The organism is Candidatus Saccharimonadales bacterium (genome assembly GCA_039928925.1).
GTDB lineage: Bacteria > Patescibacteriota > Saccharimonadia > Saccharimonadales > Saccharimonadaceae > UBA6022.
On record JBDSSF010000003.1, the window covers coordinates 130,546 to 147,639 of the forward strand.

The window sequence follows — 17,094 nt, forward strand, 5'->3', positions numbered from 1 at the left end:
AAATGTTTAAACTAAAAAAATATAACGTAATAAAATATTCTATGATAGTAATCATAGGCATGTTCATAACCCTAGTAATGGTCCAATCTAGCAAAAGTTTCGTTTTAGATGAAATGGATTTTCCTACAGTATCTAACCAAACAAGCCAGACTGGTGTACCGATATACTACCATAGCGAGCAAGAACCAAATCATAGCGGTACCTATCACCCAACTCTTTATATTAATCTTCTCGCTGGATTTATACGAATTTTCGGTTTCAATGAAACGGTCGTTAGGGCATTCGGGCTTATATGTGTTCTCTTGTCTGCTTATCTACTTATCTTAATAATGCGGCTGCTTATCAATAAGGCTTCGCGATTTGAGCCTTTGTTATTAGGTTTATTTCTACTCAATCCGTACACAATTTCAAATGCGACACTCCCAGATATTGACCCGACTATATTACCTTTAGTTATATTGCTATTCATTTATGCATCAATTAGATATGTATTAAATAATCAACTATTTAAAAATAAAACAATCATCGTACTCGGATTGCTTTTTGCACTTGCACTATGGGCAAAACTCACCACACCACTAATATTGCCAGTTTTCTTGCTATATCTTAGTTGGATTTCATCAAATAGTATTCGAACGTCACTACTTTTCACGATTAAAGTCTTTGTCTTAGGTATAACGACATTTGTATTTACTTATCTTATTTACTGTTTGGCCCTTAAACTATCAATATCATATACCTACACTTTTTTATGGGCATCATTTACTAAAGGCACAAGCTCAGAAGGCCCACTAATGGGTGTCCTCCATAATCTTACTAACTTTAATTCTTTTGTGTATTGGATAACAATACCTTTATTCATCGTTTTGGGGGTTGCGACAATAAGCCTATTTGCAAATAAGGCAATCAATGAAAAAGATAAAATAAAAAAATTACTGATTGCAACCGCATTACTTACGACAATATTTTATATTGGTCTTATGTCACCTTTCGGTGGATATTTTAAATATCCTTTCCCACTATTTGGATTGTTATTGCTATCAATTATATTTATGTACGACAAGTATTTATTGAAGTTAAAAGTGAACATATGGTATGTTATTATTTCATTCTTAGCTGGCTTCATAATTGAAAAGACATTGTGGGGTGATTCAATGTTTCTTGATCACTCTCCTGTTTCGGCAAAGTATATGATTTTATTTGTTTTAATTGCACTAACGTTATACTGGCTTGTCATTAGATCCGAAACAAAGAAAGTTGCATCAATGTTTTTGATACTTTTAATTTCCTTTTCGATGGGATTCCAATTAAGTATTAGTAGGATCCAAGCTACTGCACCGTACCCTACTAAGTATCTATACGGGCAACTTGGTATTGATGACGCAGCGGCTTATATACGTGCCAACACAAATCCAGATGAGGTCATTTGGTCCATGAAAGATGTCGGTCAATATTCACAACGAAGGCATCAAGAAAGTTACGCTTATTATTTTGATAAGTCTCTCCAAGATGACTTAATACATATGCTAAAGGAGGGGAAAATTCGCTACTATATAACAACGACGGGGATTGGTGAGGATAGCATTAGTTACTATAAAAATATTGGAGAAATTTTAAATAAATATGCACAAAAAGAAAAGCAATTTAATAATTTTGTAATCTACAAAGCAACTGGAGCAACTAAATAATGCCATCAACTCATGCCAAAAACTATCATAAATCAAGATTTAAATACGACGCAGGACGTTTAAAAGTCTGGCGTGCTATTAACGAGTATCTCAGTGTGTATATAAATCCAAATGATAGTATTCTTGATCTCGGTACTGGTTATGGTGATTTTATTAATGGTATAGAAGCAAAAAAGAAATATGCTCTAGATATTGGACCTGATGTTAAGAAATATATGAATAGTGATGTATTTTTTATTAATAAGCCGAGCTATAGTCTGGAAGCAATTCCAATGAATTCCCTAAACGTTGTCTTTTCAAGCAATCTTTTCGAACACCTTGATAATGAGGAGTTTGATAAAACCATTAAGGCATTGCTTAAGCGATTTAAAAAAAATGGTAAGTTAATTCTCATTGGTCCAAATTTTAAATATGCATATAAGGATTACTTTGACGACTACACGCACAAAACTATTTACACTCATATATCTCTCGTAGATGCATTGAGAGAGTACGGATTTAGACCAATAAAGATTGTTCCTAAATTTTTGCCACTAACAATGAAGTCTCGTATACCTAAAAGCTACCTTCTTACTAAAGCTTATTTAAATGCACCCATCAGTCCTTTGGGCAAACAGATGCTGTTAGTTCTTGAGGTGAATAAAAATGGTAAAAAGTAAGAAAGTAAAGATATCAGTTGTATTACCAACTTACAGTGAGAAAGATTCCATTCGTAAGGTTATCGAGGAATTTCAAGCTACAGGTGTGATAGATGAAATTATTGTAGTCAATAATAATGCCGTAAAAGGCACATCTAAAGAAGTATCTAAAACAACGGCAATTGAAGTATTTGAGAAAATACCTGGTTACGGATCTGCTATTCAGAGGGGACTTAAAGAAGCAACTGGTGATTTAATCTTTATCTGTGAACCAGATGATACATTTGTAGCGAATGATGTTCACAAATTTTTATCATACATCGATAATGTAGATGTTGTTTATGGATCAAGAACCATAAAAAATTTTATTGGAAGTGGTGCTAATATGGGACCATTTCTAAAAAATGGTAATTGGTTTGTGGCAAAAATGATGCAAACTCTTTACAGAACAAGCAGCCTATCTGACGTAGGTTGCACTTTTCGTTTACTTAAACGTTCAGCACTTGAGACCATGCAGGATGACTTCCGAGTTAAAACCGGGTTTTTCGGACCAGAAATGATGTTATTAACGAAACATTACAATATACCCTTTGTTCAAATCCCCATAAGATATAAGGCGCGAGTAGGTGAATCGAATTACACTGGTAGTTTTATAAAAGCATTCAAATTAGGTGTTGCTATGATCTGGTTTATTCTTACATTTCCATTCTTAGAATATGGCAAAAAATGACCACTTTTAATGGTAAAATGAAGTAATGCTTATTCCACTTGTGTTTTTTATTAGTATTTTACTTGGCGCGCTCGGTGCAGTAATAATGAAGCTTGGCGTGACACACTTAGGTCCCATGGAAATCAACTCTGTTGGAAATGTTATAAAATTTGCAATTAGTATACTGTCAGATTTTACAATTTTAGCTGGTATAGGATTATACTTTTTATCCGCAATAGCTTGGACGTTTTTACTTACTAGACTTGATGTGAGTTACGTGCAGCCAATATTATCATTGACGTACCTAGCAACACCTATTCTTGCATTTTTTATAATCGGAGAACACATACCGTTGGTACGATGGCTTGGTATTGCTGTAGTGATTCTTGGTGTGTACATAATTGCAAGAACAGCCTGACACAAAAACTCACTGCCGTCACGTGCGTGGTATAATATCCATTAGTTTATATTTCATAGAAAAATATACTTTTAGGGAGTTTATTGTCAAATGAAGGGAATTATTTTAGCTGGTGGATCAGGGTCACGTTTATGGCCCATAACCAAAGGTATTAGCAAGCAGCTAATGCCAATATATGATAAGCCGATGATTTATTACCCCTTAACGACGCTTATGTCGGCAGGGATTAAAGATATACTAATTATAACGACACCCGCTGACCAGTCTCAATTCCAACGCTTACTCGGTAATGGCTCGGATTGGGGTATTTCACTCACCTATGCCACACAAGCTTCGCCTGATGGTCTTGCACAGGCATTTATTATCGGCGAACAGTTTATTGGTAATGATAAAGTAGCGCTCGTACTCGGTGATAATATTTTTCATGGTCATAAACTAAGTGAATCATTAAAGAGCTGTATCAATCCTAGCGGTGGTATTGTATTTGCGTATGAAGTTTCTGACCCTGAGCGCTATGGAGTTGTTGAGTTCAACGAACATGGACTTGCAATTAGTATTGAAGAAAAACCTGCCTCACCAAAATCTAGCTTTGCTGTTGTTGGACTATACTTCTACGATAACGAGGTCGTTGAAATTGCAAAAAATGTTAAACCTAGTTCTCGAGGTGAGCTAGAAATTACCTCGATTAACGAGGAGTATCTTAGACGCGGCAAACTTGCAGTTACAACACTCGATCAGGGAGACGTATGGCTAGATACCGGTACAATTGAGTCTATGAGCCAAGCAACGGACTATGTGCGTGTTATTCAAAACCGTACAGGTCTAACTGTCGGTAGCCCAGAGATAATCGCACGTCGTGAAGGTTTTATAACAGATAGTCAGTTAAGAGACCTTGCTGAACCACTCAAAAAATCCGGATATGGAAATTACTTGATTTAAAGTATTTTTAGTCATGACTTCAAAATAATGCTCACCAGAACATAGTTATGCTTAGGTGTATAATATACATAATGCAGTTAGATAAAAATTACATACCTATTATTTCGATAAAACTTAAGGGATTCCTTGCAATCATATTTGTATATGCTATTGCCTGTTTAAATATATCCCCAGCGTATGCTGATTCACCGGGAAATCTTTATCCACCATTTGATATTGGCTCTAGCTGGAATATCTGCCAAGGCTTTGAAAATGCATCCGGAACACATAACGGTTCAAGCCACCTAGCACTCGATTTAACAAACTCTGGATGTGATAATGCTGCTACAGGAAGAGTCGTAAGAGCACCGTTCACTGGCTCTGTATCATGGTATGTTGCAAGTTCGGGTAGTTTATGTGTAACTGCGTTAGACGGTCGTAGTGTGATGATGACCCATATAGATAGTAATCTCACGCCAGGTACTCTAGTAGATAATTATCAAGCTGTTGGTAATATTGCAGGACCTGGTCAACGTCAGAATAATGGCGTAGCACACATTCATCTTCAGGCATGGTCATCGCCTATGTGCAGTAATAACAATAACCAGATACCATTTGACGCTGCACATAATACTCGGATTTGCGGTGCACCAGATTTTGCAGCTAACGGCCCAAACACATTTAATAACGGAATTTGGGGATCAACCCGTTTTATAGCCGACGCATGTAGTACTTCAATCCCACCTGCTAGCCCTTCGGTTTATCGATTCTATAGTCCTATAACACAGCACCACCTATATACAGCTGATGTCAATGAAGTTAATATTTTAAGAACTGATCCTGGTTGGAATTATGAAAACACGGCATATATAGTAAAGTCTACAAGCGGATGTGCTGCAAATGAATCGGTGTATAGATTCTATAGTGAAAGGTTAAAAGTACACCTCTACACGATGGATGAGAACGAACGCTCAGTCCTGTCAACATACCCACCTGACGCATGGAAATATGAAGGTGTTAGTTTCTGCACAGCAAGATCTAGTGAACCATCTACTCGCCCCGTGTACCGTTTCTACAGCGAAGGACTCAAGTCACACCTATTCACTGCCGATGAAAACGAGAAGAATGAATTAATGAAACATTTGGATGTATGGCGATACGAAGGAGTTGCCTACTACGTTTACTGACCATTCCAATTTTGAGCGATCATACCAATACCAGCTACAAGATATGAATCCCAGTCACCGTTTGCAGGTAGACCGGAGACCGTGCCGGTTAAACTAAAGTTTGCTCCATTTTGTGTTGTACTGTTTGTCCTTGTGGCTCGAAGCCCATAGAAGTTAAAGTCTGTCGTATTCCAAGTACCTGAGAGTCCACAATACTGAGGACATTGATCTCCAGCTGATATTTGAACATTCTCAACTTTACTGTTCAATGTATCGCCGTTTTTACGAGCGTTTCCTTCCGCACTAAAGAATAGTCTTGGATCTAAGTGTGTGTGAATGCTTGCAATCGGAGTTCCACTTACATAGTACACAGCAACATCCTCACTTTTCCACCACTTAAGCGTAACGTCTGTTGGGTTATTACTTGCAGGAGAAAGATACTGGTACGTGAATTGACCATTTTGAACCCTTTCCCATACATAATACGGTGCTCCGCGAGACTCTGGTGCTCCAGTGTCGCTTTGAATCCCTAACGAAAGAGCATTATTATTGGCGTCATGTACATTTACATAGGATGAGTAACCGGTTCCACTACCATTTTCCGTGAGACGAGCATCGTAAGTTACATAAGGTGTTCCTTGCGGTACATATATAGGGTCTGCAACTACCGATCCTTGCGAGAAGTTAATACCTTCAAATGTCGTGTCTGCTATATCTCCAGTGTTTCTCGCGGCACCGAGTAAGGATATCGAGGGATTAGATGCTGCCACAGGATATGGACCTAGAGTCACATTATGATCAACACTAACACTGATACCTTGTGGTCCCCATTCAACGGTGAATAAATGAGATGTGCCAGTAATCGCATTTGCTGGCCAATAGCCACCTACTGGCTTACCGTTCGCCGAGCCTTCAATCATTAAAGTAGGGCTATTAGGTGAAACACCTGGATCTTTGATGAGACCAAAAGCAATAAAATTGTTTGGATCATTCCATAGCTGAACCAGTCCTTTGTAGCCCGAGCCTGATCCATACGTGCAGGCAGACGGGCAATAAGAACCTTTGAGTACGACGTCCAGTTTTCCTGATGAGCTACCTCTGTAATTTGTTGTTGAACCTGACTGATAATTAACAGCACCAGTGCCCCATGCGCCACTTGTTGCTCTTCGACCCCATGAGTGTGCAGTGTCATTAAATTGGCCTTTTGTCGCATAGAGACCAGGATCCCAGCTATAGGGAGAAATTGCAGTTGTGACGGCATTGACTGGAGCAGAGTAAATAACAATCCCAATTACTGCAACAAATAGGCTTGTAATAATCTTTGTAGTTCGCATAAGTATAACTATACACTTTTTTATAGAAAGTTGCATACTTGTTATGTTTACGTTAAAATATGTATATACAAAAAGGAATAATCCATGCAAATAAAAAAAAGTAAATCAAACAAAAAAGCTTATATCATTATAGTTATTATATTGTTATTGTTAGGTGCAAGCTTATTTACTTATTTTTACATAAAACAACAATCAGCTAACTCACGCAAAACTCAGTATGGGTCGGAGTCTACAAACCCAACAACAAACGTCCCGACACCGTCCACCGTTCCAACAACAGGTCCTTCAATAGGTAGCTCTAAGGATGGGTCATCTTCGCCTAGTAATAACGTCGTAATTGATCCGTCTAAAACACCGTCAACACCAGTAGGTACGTTTGTGAGTAACCATAAACCTAACCTTAATGGCTCACCTGCACCAAACACTATGAATTCTGTTTGTTCGACAACCCCAGGTGCTAGTTGTGTTATTGAATTTACAAAGGACAATCAAACATTACTACTCATAGCTAAGACTGCAGATGCAAGTGGTAACGTAACCTGGGATTGGAAATTACAAGATATTGGCCTTACTGCTGGCACATGGACTGTTACGGCCATAGCAAAGAACGGCTCACTAAGTGCTCAGTCGACTGATCCCACTAAGCTTGAGGTGATGCAGTGAAAAAAAAATTCCTGAAAGTTAGTGTATGCGTTTTAGTCCTAGTGTCAATATTCACTCCTTTGATGTTACTGAATAAGACAGTAGCGGCTAGTCAAAGTGATATTATCAGCGACGGTGTGTTTGGTAATGAAGATGCGATGAGCGAGGATCAAATCAATAATTTCATTAACGCTTTTTCAGGAAGTTGCCTCAGACCCTCAAACTATCCTGCTGGACTTAGCCCGGCTACATGGAATGAACCTATAAGCTATACGGTCTACGGAGGTGATGTATCAGCTGCTAGAATTATCTGGAAATCTGCTAAGTTGTACCACATAAATCCTCAAGTTATTCTTGCTACCCTCGAAAAAGAACAGGGTATAGTTAGTGGAAATGCTCGCTATGGATGTTCTAGGACAGTATATAACTCAGCTATGGGCTACAATTGTCCTGACAGTAGTGAAAATGCTTTGAAATCATACCCTAATATTGGTATTGGTGATGATCAGAAAACATGCGTTCAAAGAGAGCAGAACGCAACATTTTCGCGTCAAGTAAATCATGCTGCATGGCAGCTAAGTTTTGATGCGCATCGTGCATATGGTGATATATCTTGGCTAGACGATGGCGCAGTAACGTATGGCGGGTTCATGACTCAAGGTAATCGAGCACGGGTTCAGAATGGTAGTATACAATATTATGATGGGATAGCAAATATTGATGGGACTTCAATCCAAGTAGCAAATGGGCCTACGGCTGCTCTCTACAACTACACTCCCCACTTTAATAGTTTTGAAACAATATTCACTCGTTGGTTTGGTACGACTCATACAACAAACATACCGGGTTGTGATGCTGCGACAAACACCTCACTCTCATGTGTATGGAAGGCGCGTAAGCCTGATGGTTCAGAGGTGATCACAACTTCTTTCGGAGATATAAATTACTACGTCAATAACCTAGGATACGGATATGTTGGAATGATATTTCTAAGTCGAAATCAAATTTCGCCCTCCAGTGGTAATATTCCAGTTTATGCAATGACCAAATCCAGCGGTGCTACGTTCCTGACAACTAATCTTACAGAATATAATGCACTTTCAGGCTCATTTACTCCAAATGGAATATTATTTTATGCAGATCCTGCAAATTCTAATAGCGGCTATTCTGTGTACCGGTTATACAATTCTCAGAATCAACAGCATGTATGGACGACTAGGCCATATGATTACCCTTCTAGCTACGTGAGTGAGGGTGTTGTTTTCAGTGCACTCAGTCCTGTTATACAAGAGGTTGCACCAGCACAAGGTCAAAACCTCGTATATCGTTTTAGAAACCTCCCTAATAACGTCCACTTTTGGACGACTGACGTCAACGAGCGCGACTCAATGATACGTGCCGGATATACGTATGACGGTGTTGGGTGGAAGAGTGTTCAAGGCCAAACGGGTACCGTAGTCTATAGAATGTATTCTGATGGTCTTAAGCAACACCTTTATACAACTAGTTGGCCGGAAGTACATGATCTTGCGACTAATCATAATTGGCAGTATGAGGGTGTTGCGATGTATGCTGCTAGTAACGGTACTCCGGTTTTTCGTCTATACCGTCCACAGACAGGTGAGCATTTTTATACGACTGATTCAAATGAGCGTCAATTCCTCATTTCGCAAGGCGTATTTTTAGATGAGGGCATCGCATGGTACCAACCCTAATCTGATTATTCTTGATTAGTAAGTCTAACTTTTTCATCTATTAGAGATTGTTGAAGTGGTATATCGTAAAACGCATCAACTTTTGAAAGATTTTGATTAATGTTTGGGTCATGTTTAACGTATTTTTTCCACTGTTTAATAAACTTAGCAATGGCAGCATCCATCTCTTTAGTATCACGTTTTGCAAGTTCATCTGGTGCGCCAACTGAAATCGATTCATGGTGTAGCAGTCGTACGTGTGGTGTATATAAATTTTGATATCCTTTTTCATATATCCTTAAGCAAAGATCAACATCGTTATATGTTATACGATAGCTCTCATCAAAGCCACCAATTTCATCAAACAAACTTTTCCTTATCATCAAGCAAGCGGCCGTCACTACAGTCATATTGTGTTTCGTGTTGATGTAGAGGTGCTGCGTTTGGCTCATTTGCTGTTGAAGTGTCATCATTTGGAATGAGTTTGCAGCTACACCGCCAAGTCCAACCCCAACACCTGCATGCTGTATGTGATAGCCGTCAGGATAGAACAATAGACAGCCGACTGCTCCAATTTCTTTTCGCTGCGCATCACCACCTAGAAGCTGTAGCCAGTCTCGAGTAAGAACCTCTGTATCGTTATTTAGCATTAAGATAAGCTTACCCTTCGCCTGCCTTGCACCCTCATTACAACTACGTGCGTAACTAAACGGCTTCTCAAACCAATTTATAACTTTGAAATTATCGTGTTGAATTTTTACATCATCATAATACTTCCACACTCGCTTGTCTGTGCTGCCCGTATCAACAAGTAGTATTTCGAAATTATCATAAGTTGTCTGATTATAGATAGATTCAATACATCGCTTCACTACCTTGTATTGGTTAAAGCTAGGTATAACAATTGATATTAATGGGTTATTTCTTAGAGGATATGTCACGTTCCAGTATCCTGAGTGTTGCTTGTCCTGCTCCACGATCGCATCATCATACCCGCGGCTTCGTAGGTCATCAAGTAGGGCACCTCTCTGTGCATCAAGTACATATGGCTTCGAGTCTGTACTTTTCGCAGTTGATGCATCGTGAATACGCCAACTGTAACAAACTTTTTGTATATGATGGATCTTAGTTGTTTTTTGGCAAATACGGAGGTAAAGATCCCAGTCCTGGGCACCGTTGTACTCAGGACGCTCACCACCTATTTCATCATAAAGCGACTTACGTACAACAGTAAAATGCGTAAAGTAATTAACGCTATGCATAAAATCAGGATTGAAATCTGGCTTAAAAACATACCCTAGATGATGATGAGAATCTTCAGTAATTTTATCTTCATCTGTGTATATGAAATCGATATTTTTATCAATATTTAATGATTTAACTGTCTCAAATAGTGCATTTGGCCACAGAATATCATCATGGTCAAATATTCCAACGAATTCACCGCTTGCAAGCTCAACTGCTTTGTTAGTAGCTCCTGCAATACCGAGGTTTTTTTTCAGAAATGAGTATTTTATACGTTCATCGGTAGTAGCATAAGTCTCAATGTACTTTCGAACTTCTTTATTTGGTGAATTATCATCGACAATAATTAATTCCCAATTTTCATAAATTTGACCAATAACTGAATCAAGGCATTCTATCAGAAATCTCTTGTCAGTATTATAGGTTGGAACGATGATCGAAATCAGAGGCTTATAGGTAAATCCTGTAATTTCTTTCCGACTCTTTGCTATTTCTACAAAATCTGGAAAGTTTTCCTCAATCCAACGTTCATAGTTATCTTTAACCCTCACACGAAGGTGCGGGGCAATTGCTCGTTTTAATGCATTCTTCAATCTAGGCTGCTTACTAAGCATTTTCTTTCCTAAAACTATTGAATGATGTGCTGTAGACTTCATGATTTTTTTCATCTTACTCTATTGTATGTAACTTCGATACTTTATCCAAACCCAACTATCAGATATACTATGATTAAATGGCAGCATATACTTATCTAGTTGACTCTACATATCCTTCACCTGAAATAATCCAGCGTTTGAATGGTGTTGTCTCAAGTGCAAAAAAAAATGGCGATGAGCGTGAAATACTTTTTTACGGTGATAATCTCCCCGTAGTTAATGAACATCGTTATATTCGACATATTACGGGCTCAAATCAAATCAAATCACTTCAAACTGCCGTTATTACGTCAAGCGGTGAATGGATCATATTCACCACCCTAGAAGCAATACTCACAGAATATAATAAAATCGAGGATGATATCAGCCGATATAATGATAAGCTCTTTTTACTGCCAGCAAGCCTTAATTTCTTAGAGAAAAAAATAGGGTTAAGACATCTAAAAATGACACCCTACGTTGCTTGTAGAAAAACGTTTATTATCAATTTTATAGATAAGATTGATTCGATAAAACATCTCGTTAGGCTTACTGATCATGAACTAAAGCTATCCATAATACCCGACTCGCAAGCATCAACACTGAATCCCGTAGTTGATTCTTACACTTTTATGAGGCCATACGTAGCTATATTTAAACGCGGGATTTATCATATCAAATATCGGGTTGGAGACTATCGTAGAAGAAAACGTGCATATCGTCTCAGCCGTAATGTACTTAGAGTAAAATACTCCAACGACATTCCAGTATTTATCATTTGTAGGGATCGTGTGACGCCGCTCAAAAAACTAGTAAAGTGGCTTGAGGATGAAAACTTGAAGAACATATTTTTTATAGATAATGCCTCAACCTATCCTCCGTTATTAGAATACTTTCGTAATTCGCCATATCAAACGATTCGACTTAATGTAAATGCTGGCCATACCGCTCCATGGCAAGAAGGTATAGTACAGTTATATGCGGCCGATAAACCATTTATAGTTACAGACCCAGATGTGATTCCTTCACAAGAAGCACATGGTGCGGTGAAATTATTTGCACGTCTACTAAATGATCACCTTGAAAGAATTAAGGTAGGTTTTGGTCTTCGTATTGATAATTTACCAGATAGCTACGACCTTAAACAACACGTCATATCATGGGAGAAGCAGTTTTGGGTATCTGAGGTTGAAACTGATGTGTATGATGCAGAAACCGACACTACGTTTGCACTTTATCGTCCTGGGACGCCATACGTTATAGGTCCAGCACTTCGAACTGGAGGAGTTTTTGTGGCAGAGCATGAGCCATGGTATATTGATAGCAAAAATGTTAACGATGAAGTTAAGTACTATCGTGAACATGCCGATAAAATAATCGGATCATGGGGTATTGATGGTAGCGATATCAGTGATACATATGCAGTAAACTCAAGTCATCTGAAACTATAGGTCTAATATTTCAGTCACACGTTTTTTATAGTTTGCCGGTGAATGTCTACTGAGAACTTTCTTGTTTGACTTATTGATCATTATTTTATCGGAGAATTGATTCGTAGTATAGGCACTAAGTATCGCTTTTGAATACGCGTTCGCATCGAACTTATCCCTAACAAGAAGTCCATTCACACCATCAATACATTCTGGTATACCGCCGACGTCAGCGGCGACTAGATATATGTTACTCGCGCACGCTTCTAGTACTACAAATGGAAGCCCTTCGTTTTTACTCGTTATAAGGTACATGTCATATATATCTACGTCTATCGATGAAAAACCATCGTAAGAACCAGCATAATTAATATTTGGGTGAGATTTTATTAAACGCTTAAAGCGGTCGTAGTCGCTGTAATTCTTATCCATAACTCCATACACATCAATTGATATGCCATGCGGTTCCAGTACGGCTGCGATTTCTGGTAGTAGATAAGCAAGTTTGTCATCACATAATCGGCTTGCCCATAGTACCTTACTCGTTTTTTTATATTCAGTTTTTTGTCTTATCTTTGTTTCATATGGAGAATAAAGGACTTTCGTCTTGTCCAGATCAAAGCCGTCTACTAAATGAAGTTGATGTCTGTAAGCATCTGAGTCTGTTATGAATAGATCAACGCCGTCATAAGCTTCTACGATACCGTTTGAGATAACATTATACAGATAGCCATCCGATGTCATATTAAAAGCAAAAGTATGGAGATATATTGAACATCCAGAATCATGTATTACACGGCTATACCTTGTTGCCAGCCTGTAACCTGTCTCGGCATTAATAATATTTAGGCGAACAACTCCCCAATGTTGAATAATTCTCAGGATAAATAATTGTAGCTTATTATCGTCGGCATCTGTCAAAAAGTTTTTTGCTTCAATACATATGACATTATCCATTTCACTTAAACGACCCAGCCATGGCGATTCCGCATTTATCGTCGTCACAACAAGCACCTTCTCGCCTTTAGAATTCTTACTTAGTTCTTTGACTAAGTTGATTGCAGCAAGATCAGCACCACCCTTAGTTAGGTGTGGCACAAGAACAATATCACTAATCGACGAATCGATGTTCTCGAGGCAGAATCGTAAATACATATCACTTACTGCAGATTCGATTGGGTAGGATACAACAGGGAGATTACGTAACATATCCTCAGAACTGCGCACCATAGGTTCAAATTTATTAATCTTCCCCCATAGTTCCATAGTCTCTTCATTAAAGCCTATCGATGTGAATCTTTCGGGTATGCGAGTAGTCTCCTTTGTAATCACCGACTGAGAAATGGATCGACCGTAACGTTGCTTTAATACACTCATTATATTTTTATGCAATGAGTATTGCACAACAGTATAGTGATTAAGGAGTTCGTAATTTTCAATCTTTTTCTGTAGCCTCTTAGCGACATACTTTACAGAAATCTTATTTTTTTTCAAAACAACCTTGTCGCTCAAATGGCCATCGCTATTCTGATTCTGTAGCTTAATAAAATTCTTTGGATAGAATAAATTACTCGGTCTTATAACAGAATCTGATCCTAAATGTGCATTTAGTAAACTTCCATGCTTCTTCCTTCGATAGAAAAAGATTGTATTGGGTACATTATAGAATTTATAGCCCTGCGCTATTGCCTGACAACTAAAATGCCAATCTTCTGTACCGTAGCCATCTCCAGTTGGCTCAAACTGAATTTTATTAAGAACTTTATGATGTATGAAGCTTTGCCCTATATAGTAGTTTATTTCAAACATATTTTTAGGTATCTGTTTGAAAGTTTCGTTATCAAGCTTTTCAACGAGGTAATTATCATTTTCAAATACAAGTAAGTATCGTGGTGAGTATATGCCTGGCTCACTATGTGTTTCAGCAATCGTGAAGGCTTCATATAGATAGTTTTCAGTGAAAAAATCGTCACCATCAAAGAAAGATATGTAGGTCGAGTCAGATTTACTTGTTAAAAAATTCCTACATTTGCTTATATCGGCAAAGCTATTCATATAAACACTAAGTTTAATATCATTATTTTCAACTATAAATGAATTTAATGATTTTATAGTAGTCTCATTAGCATTATCAAGCGAAATCATACATTCCACTCTTACATTATTATCCCTAGCATACCTGATACCCTCTGCAATCGATGAGAGGGTCTTAAATAGAAGAATACCCTCTCTATGTGCTGTTACGCAAACTGCGACGTCGTAAGTCTTCACTAGCTTACCGCCGGCGTATAAGTTTCAACTATCGCCTGTAACCTTTTCTTAATCTGTTCGGAATCAAGAGTATTGGTTTTTGCAAATATTATCAGGTCGTTAAGATCTTCATTAAATTTTACTTTATCAAAATTCATATAATTTGTCGTTCTAAAAATCTTCTTAAATGTTGTGGCTTTCGTTTCTTCCTCCTTCACAAGAACTTCTTCATAGAGCTTCTCGCCAGGTCTGAGCCCAGTGATGTTTATTTTTATTTCCTCATCAGGTATATAGCCACGCATTGCGATAAGTGCACGCGCTAAGTCATAGATTTTAATTGATTCACCCATATCAAGTACGAACAAATCATCATTTTCACCCATTACCCATGTTTGTAGAATCAGATGAACTGCTTCAGGAATAGTCATGAAGTAACGTGTGATTTCTCTATGTGTGACCGTAACTGGACCACCTTTTTCAATTTGCTTCTCAAAAAAAGGTATAGCACTACCGTTACTATTAATTACATTCCCAAAACGCACCGCACAGAAAGTAGTTTTATTTTGGGAATTCGCTAATATATGAATGATTTTCTCGGCCGTCCGTTTCGTTGCACCCATAATATTTGTCGGGTTCACTGCTTTGTCTGTGGAAATAAGTATGAATTTACTTACTCCATATTTGACTGCAGCTTCAGCTACGGTCTTTGTACCAAGTATATTATTTTTCACCGCCTCAGTAGCGTTATATTCCATAAGTGGTACATGTTTATAAGCAGCAGCATGAAAAATTGTCGTCGGTCTGTACATAGACATTACTTCTTCGACTCGACGCTCATCTTTTACATCACCGATAATGAATTCGTAATCTCCATTTGGATTTGTTTCCAGAAGCTGATTTCTAAGATCAAAAATACCGTTTTCCCACCAATCATAAAATACAACTTTCCTAGCTCCATGTGCTGCCACTTGACGACTAAGCTCTGAGCCGATAGAACCAGCTGCACCTGTAATAAGTATAGTTTGTGGAAGCGAGAAGTTAGAAATATCCTCCTGGTCTGTTTTAAGTATCTCACCACCAAGCATATCTTCTGGTTTTACTCGACGAACATACTGCAAATAACTCTCATTAAAGTCTTGTAGCAAAACTTCAGATAGACGGGGAAGGATCTTATAGACGATTTTTAGATCAATCGTCTGCTCGATAATATCTCGAATTACCTTTCCGCGCTCAGAAGGTAGGGCGATCAAAATCTCTTCTATTAATTCTGTACGCACGATATTACGAATGTCAGAAATACCACCAAGTACTTCTATACCATTTACGGACTTGCCTACGTTATCATCAATGAAGCCGATAATCTCATAACCTGACTGTGGCTCGGAAAGAATTTCACTGGAGATTAGTTCTCCCGCCTTACCTGCTCCGATAATCAGTATTTTAATTGTGTCGTGTGATCTCATTACCGACATATCTCCTTTATTGTTTCACTGAGTGAATATTTTGGTGACCACCCCGTGTCTTTATGTAAAGTCTCAATGTCTGCCTTAGAAGCATAAATAGGTTCGGGCTCACTCATCGTTTCTCTTATAGACGGTTGTGGTGAAACCTTACATGTATCAATCAACTGATCGACAACTTGCCTATTACTTGTGGGTCTTCCTGAACCTATATTATACACTTTTCCAGTTGTTTTTACTTCTGCGAGTAGGGTAATGGCATGTGCGACATCACGGATATCAATGTAGTCACGACATGAATCAAGCCTACCAATTTCAATTTCATCACGTTCATGTAGCGCCAATTGCTCAAGTTGTGACATTATTCGAGTAATTAAGAATTTCTCACCCATACCTCTGCCAATCGGATTGAATAATCGCACAACAACACAATCTAAATTGTGCACCTTAGCATACTCGAGAGCCTGTTTCGTCTCCTCTATTTTACTCTTACCATAATCCGACGTAGCGCTCAGTGAATGTGATTCAGACACAGCTTCATCATAGCTTGCTACAGTACCATATTCCGCAGCAGACCCCGTGATAATGATCCGCCTTATATCTAAACCTTTGTTCGAGGCGGCCTTGATTATATTGGTGCTAAAAATAATATTCTGATATGCTTTAGGTGAGTTTTCAATAATACCTGCGCAGCTTATAACTACTTCAGGTTGATAACGTAAAATGCATAGTAAAACTTGTTTTTCATCAATAAGATCAACTCTTCCGTCCATATTACTGTCAATAGCCTCATGACCACTATCTTTAAGACTCTCGGTAACATACCTACCTACAAAACCACTTGATCCGAATACAAGTACTCTCATC

General features: G+C 38.2%; 14 protein-coding genes. 9 read left to right on the forward strand and 5 right to left on the reverse strand.

The window, feature by feature from the left end; translation table 11 throughout:
* Window positions 1–77 precede the first annotated feature (77 nt).
* From ABIS22_03030 to ABIS22_03055, 6 genes are all read left to right on the forward strand, one after another.
* Window positions 78–1,688, forward strand: a complete 1,611-nt coding sequence (locus ABIS22_03030) for a glycosyltransferase family 39 protein (protein MEO7740864.1) — start codon at window positions 78–80, stop codon at window positions 1,686–1,688.
* Window positions 1,688–2,347, forward strand: coding sequence for a methyltransferase domain-containing protein (locus tag ABIS22_03035; GenBank protein ID MEO7740865.1), 660 nt, complete (start codon window positions 1,688–1,690; stop codon window positions 2,345–2,347). The genes ABIS22_03030 and ABIS22_03035 overlap by 1 nt, the downstream gene beginning before the upstream one ends.
* Window positions 2,334–3,056: a glycosyltransferase family 2 protein gene (locus tag ABIS22_03040; GenBank protein ID MEO7740866.1), complete on the forward strand. Its 723-nt coding sequence runs from the start codon at window positions 2,334–2,336 to the stop codon at window positions 3,054–3,056. Before ABIS22_03035 ends, ABIS22_03040 begins: the two co-directional genes overlap by 14 nt.
* A gap of 25 nt (window positions 3,057–3,081) precedes the next feature.
* A complete protein-coding gene (locus ABIS22_03045; protein MEO7740867.1) occupies window positions 3,082–3,453 on the forward strand; it encodes an EamA family transporter in 372 nt (123 codons plus the stop codon).
* Window positions 3,454–3,543: 90 nt separating this feature from the next.
* A complete protein-coding gene (gene rfbA / locus ABIS22_03050; protein ID MEO7740868.1) occupies window positions 3,544–4,392 on the forward strand; it encodes a glucose-1-phosphate thymidylyltransferase RfbA in 849 nt (282 codons plus the stop codon).
* 71 nt (window positions 4,393–4,463) lie between these two features.
* A complete protein-coding gene (locus ABIS22_03055; protein ID MEO7740869.1) occupies window positions 4,464–5,558 on the forward strand; it encodes a hypothetical protein in 1,095 nt (364 codons plus the stop codon).
* On the opposite strand, the gene ABIS22_03060 is transcribed toward ABIS22_03055, so the two are convergent.
* Window positions 5,552–6,871, reverse strand: a complete 1,320-nt coding sequence (locus ABIS22_03060; protein MEO7740870.1) for a hypothetical protein — start codon at window positions 6,869–6,871, stop codon at window positions 5,552–5,554. The genes ABIS22_03055 and ABIS22_03060 overlap by 7 nt on opposite strands.
* An 84-nt stretch (window positions 6,872–6,955) precedes the next feature.
* On the opposite strand from ABIS22_03060, the gene ABIS22_03065 reads away from it, so the two are divergent.
* Window positions 6,956–7,534, forward strand: coding sequence for a hypothetical protein (locus ABIS22_03065; GenBank protein MEO7740871.1), 579 nt, complete (start codon window positions 6,956–6,958; stop codon window positions 7,532–7,534).
* A 62-nt stretch (window positions 7,535–7,596) separates the two neighbouring features.
* Window positions 7,597–9,228 carry a hypothetical protein gene (locus tag ABIS22_03070; GenBank protein ID MEO7740872.1) on the forward strand — a complete coding sequence of 544 codons (1,632 nt, stop codon included), beginning with the start codon at window positions 7,597–7,599 and terminating at the stop codon, window positions 9,226–9,228.
* A 5-nt stretch (window positions 9,229–9,233) separates the two neighbouring features.
* Here ABIS22_03070 and ABIS22_03075 read toward each other — a convergent pair whose 3' ends face one another.
* Window positions 9,234–11,120, reverse strand: coding sequence for a glycosyltransferase family 2 protein (locus tag ABIS22_03075; protein ID MEO7740873.1), 1,887 nt, complete (start codon window positions 11,118–11,120; stop codon window positions 9,234–9,236).
* 65 nt (window positions 11,121–11,185) lie between these two features.
* On the opposite strand from ABIS22_03075, the gene ABIS22_03080 reads away from it, so the two are divergent.
* Complete coding sequence (locus ABIS22_03080) at window positions 11,186–12,538, forward strand: hypothetical protein (GenBank protein ID MEO7740874.1); 1,353 nt, start codon at window positions 11,186–11,188, stop codon at window positions 12,536–12,538.
* On the opposite strand, the gene ABIS22_03085 is transcribed toward ABIS22_03080, so the two are convergent.
* The 3 genes from ABIS22_03085 to ABIS22_03095 all read right to left on the reverse strand — a co-directional run bounded on the left by ABIS22_03085 (window position 12,533) and on the right by ABIS22_03095 (window position 17,093).
* Complete coding sequence (locus ABIS22_03085) at window positions 12,533–14,662, reverse strand: glycosyltransferase (GenBank protein ID MEO7740875.1); 2,130 nt, start codon at window positions 14,660–14,662, stop codon at window positions 12,533–12,535. The genes ABIS22_03080 and ABIS22_03085 overlap by 6 nt on opposite strands.
* Window positions 14,663–14,787: 125 nt before the next feature.
* A complete protein-coding gene (locus ABIS22_03090; protein MEO7740876.1) occupies window positions 14,788–16,230 on the reverse strand; it encodes a nucleoside-diphosphate sugar epimerase/dehydratase in 1,443 nt (480 codons plus the stop codon).
* On the reverse strand, window positions 16,230–17,093 hold the full coding sequence (locus ABIS22_03095; GenBank protein ID MEO7740877.1) for an NAD(P)-dependent oxidoreductase: 864 nt from the start codon (window positions 17,091–17,093) through the stop codon (window positions 16,230–16,232). Before ABIS22_03095 ends, ABIS22_03090 begins: the two co-directional genes overlap by 1 nt.
* Window position 17,094 lies beyond the last annotated feature (1 nt).